Raw genomic sequence first — 2,418 nt, forward strand, 5'->3', positions numbered from 1 at the left:
CACCGGCCGGTGGCCAGCTTCAACATCGGCAAGAAGGGCGAGCACCAGGAGCGGCGCTTCTTTGTCGAACGCGGCTGACGCAGCCGGCGCCAGCCGCCTGCGCGTGGGCGGCCTGCAGCGCTGGACCAGCATCGACTTTCCCGGCCGGCTCGCGGCCGTGGTGTTCTGCCAGGGCTGTCCCTGGCGCTGCAGCTACTGCCAGAACCCGGAACTGCTGGATGCGAGCGCCGGACCGCAGCTGGCCTGGGACGAGGTGCTGCGCTTCCTGGACGGCCGGCGCGGATTGCTCGATGGCGTGGTCTTCTCCGGCGGCGAGCCGACGCTGCAGCCCGCGCTCGCCGCCGCCATGCGGGAGGTGCGCGCGCTCGGTTTCGAGGTCGGCCTGCACACCAGCGGCATGTATCCCGACCGGCTGGCCGAGGTGCTGCCGCTGGTGGACTGGATCGGGCTGGACATCAAGGCGCCGTGGCATCGCATGGACGCCGTCACGGCTTCGCGCGGCAGCGCCTCGCGGGTGCTCGATTCGCTGCTGCAGGTGCTGCTGGCCAATGTGCCGCACGAGTGCCGCACCACCTGGTCGCCGGAGCTGTTTCCGCTGCACGAACTGCACTCGCTCACCGAGGAGCTGGCAGCGCTCGGCGTGCGGCGCTGGCGGCTGCAGCAGCTGCGCGGCGGCTCGCTGCCGCAGGGGGCGCCGTGGCGCGGCGACCTGGCGCTGTTCGGCGCGCGCTTCGAGGATTTCGAGTTCCGCGCTGCGTAGCTACGCGCCGCCGCGGAACTCTCCCGGCGACACCCCCGCCCACTGCCGGAACGCGCGCGCGAAGCTCTTCTCGTTGCGGAAGCCCACGGCGGCGGCCACCTGCTTGACCGGCTTGCCGGTGCGGTACAGGAGGTCCTTGGCGCGTTCCAGCCGCACTTCGTCCTTCAGCTGCTGCAGGCTCGCGCCTTCCTCCTTGAGCTGCCGGTGCAGCGTGCGGGCGGAGACGTGCAGCAGCGCGGCCAGCGCCTCGGCGCTGTGCGAGCGCTCCGGGTGGGCGGCCAGCGCCTGGCGCACCTGCGGCACCAGCAGCCGGTCGCGCCGGTACTGCAGCACGGTGATCGCCAGCGCCCGCTGCAGCATCTGCGCCAGCGCCTTCTCGTCGCGCCGCAGCGGCAGCTGGAGGTAGCGGGCGTCGAAGCGGATCTCGGCCTGCGGGGCGTCGAAGGCCAGCGGCGCGGGAAACATGTGCGGATACGCATCCGCATGCACCGGCTGCGGGAAGGGAAAGCGGGCCTCCTGCAAGGGGATGCGCGAATCGACGTACCAGCAGGCGAGGCCGTGCACGTTGCGCAGCAGGAAGGCGAGGCTCAGCTCGCGCAGCTCGCGCGGGATCGCGCGCTGCTCCTCGATCGCGATCGAGGCGAGGGCACCGCTCACGCTCACGGTGAGGCGCACGTCGCCGGTCAGCAGGCCGTGGTGGCGGCACCAGCGCTTGAGCGCCACGCCGAGGGTCGGCGCGGTGAGCGAGGCGCGCGCCAGCATGCCGTAGCTGCCCCAGGGCAGGCGGCGGCCGAAGGCGGCCAGGCCCTCGTCGTCGAGTTCCTCCATCGCCGCGGCGGACAGCACTTCCATCTGCCGCGCCGTGATGCGGGCCTCCGGTTTCTGCAGCTGGGCTGGCGGGATCTGTGCCAGCTTCAGGGCCCGCTCGGGATTGCCGCCGTGGACCCGGTAGGCGGCCACGATCGCTCGGGCGAAGGCGATCGGGGTGGCGGCGGCAGGGGCGCGGCGGCCGGCGGCGGGGGGCATGGAGCGAAGTGTAGCGGCGTGGCGCGATTTGCAACCAGCGCGGCAACCCGGGACGGGGGCGGAGTGCCTAAGCTCGCGGCATTGGCGCTATCGTGCGCCGTCGGCCCTCACCCCGGCCCTGCCCCAGAGGGGGAGGGAGGAACTACCGAAATGCCCGTCATCGAGTCCCAACTGAATCCCCGGTCCGCCGACTTCCAGGCCAATGCGGCCGCCATGCAGGCGCTGGTGGACGACCTCAACGCGCAGGTCGCGCTGCATGCCGCCGGCGGCGGCGAGATCGCGCGGGCCAAGCATTCGGCCCGCGGCAAGCTGCCGCCGCGCGAGCGCGTGCAGATGCTGCTGGACCCCGGCACGCCCTTCCTGGAGGTGGGTCCCATGGCGGCGCACGGCATGTACCTGGCCCGCGACGGCAGCATGGAGGCGCCCAGCGCCGGCATCATCACCGGCATCGGCCGGGTGAGCGGGCTGGAGTGCGTGATCGTCTGCAACGACGCCACCGTGAAGGGCGGCACCTACTACCCGCTCACGGTCAAGAAGCACCTGCGGGCGCAGGAGATCGCGGGCCAGAACCGGCTGCCCTGCATCTACCTGGTGGACTCCGGCGGCGCCAACCTGCCGAACCAGGACGAGGT

Annotated in this window: 3 protein-coding genes; 2 read left to right on the forward strand and 1 reads right to left on the reverse strand. The window is 72.5% G+C overall.

What is annotated here, in order from left to right; all coding sequences use genetic code 11:
* Window positions 1-61: 61 nt before the first annotated feature.
* Window positions 62-760 (forward strand): anaerobic ribonucleoside-triphosphate reductase activating protein, encoded by a 699-nt coding sequence (locus VFM98_RS04040; protein ID WP_325108617.1) that lies wholly within the window; start codon window positions 62-64, stop codon window positions 758-760.
* On the opposite strand, the gene VFM98_RS04045 is transcribed toward VFM98_RS04040, so the two are convergent.
* Window positions 761-1,786, reverse strand: coding sequence for an AraC family transcriptional regulator (locus VFM98_RS04045; protein WP_325108618.1), 1,026 nt, complete (start codon window positions 1,784-1,786; stop codon window positions 761-763). It abuts the gene before it with no gap.
* A 150-nt stretch (window positions 1,787-1,936) separates the two neighbouring features.
* Between VFM98_RS04045 and VFM98_RS04050 the strand changes: the two genes are divergently transcribed.
* Window positions 1,937-2,418, forward strand: a 482-nt coding sequence (locus VFM98_RS04050) for a carboxyl transferase domain-containing protein (protein WP_325108619.1), incomplete at its 3' end; no start/stop codon positions are given.

Origin of the sequence: Ramlibacter sp., from assembly GCF_035706265.1 — a bacterium.
GTDB lineage: Bacteria > Pseudomonadota > Gammaproteobacteria > Burkholderiales > Burkholderiaceae_C > Ramlibacter.

Bases quoted from the DNA above. Each gene is read 5' to 3' on its own strand.
- VFM98_RS04045 (WP_325108618.1), bottom strand. From the start codon at position 1,786: ATGCCCCCCGCCGCCGGCCGCCGCGCCCCTGCCGCCGCCACCCCGATC.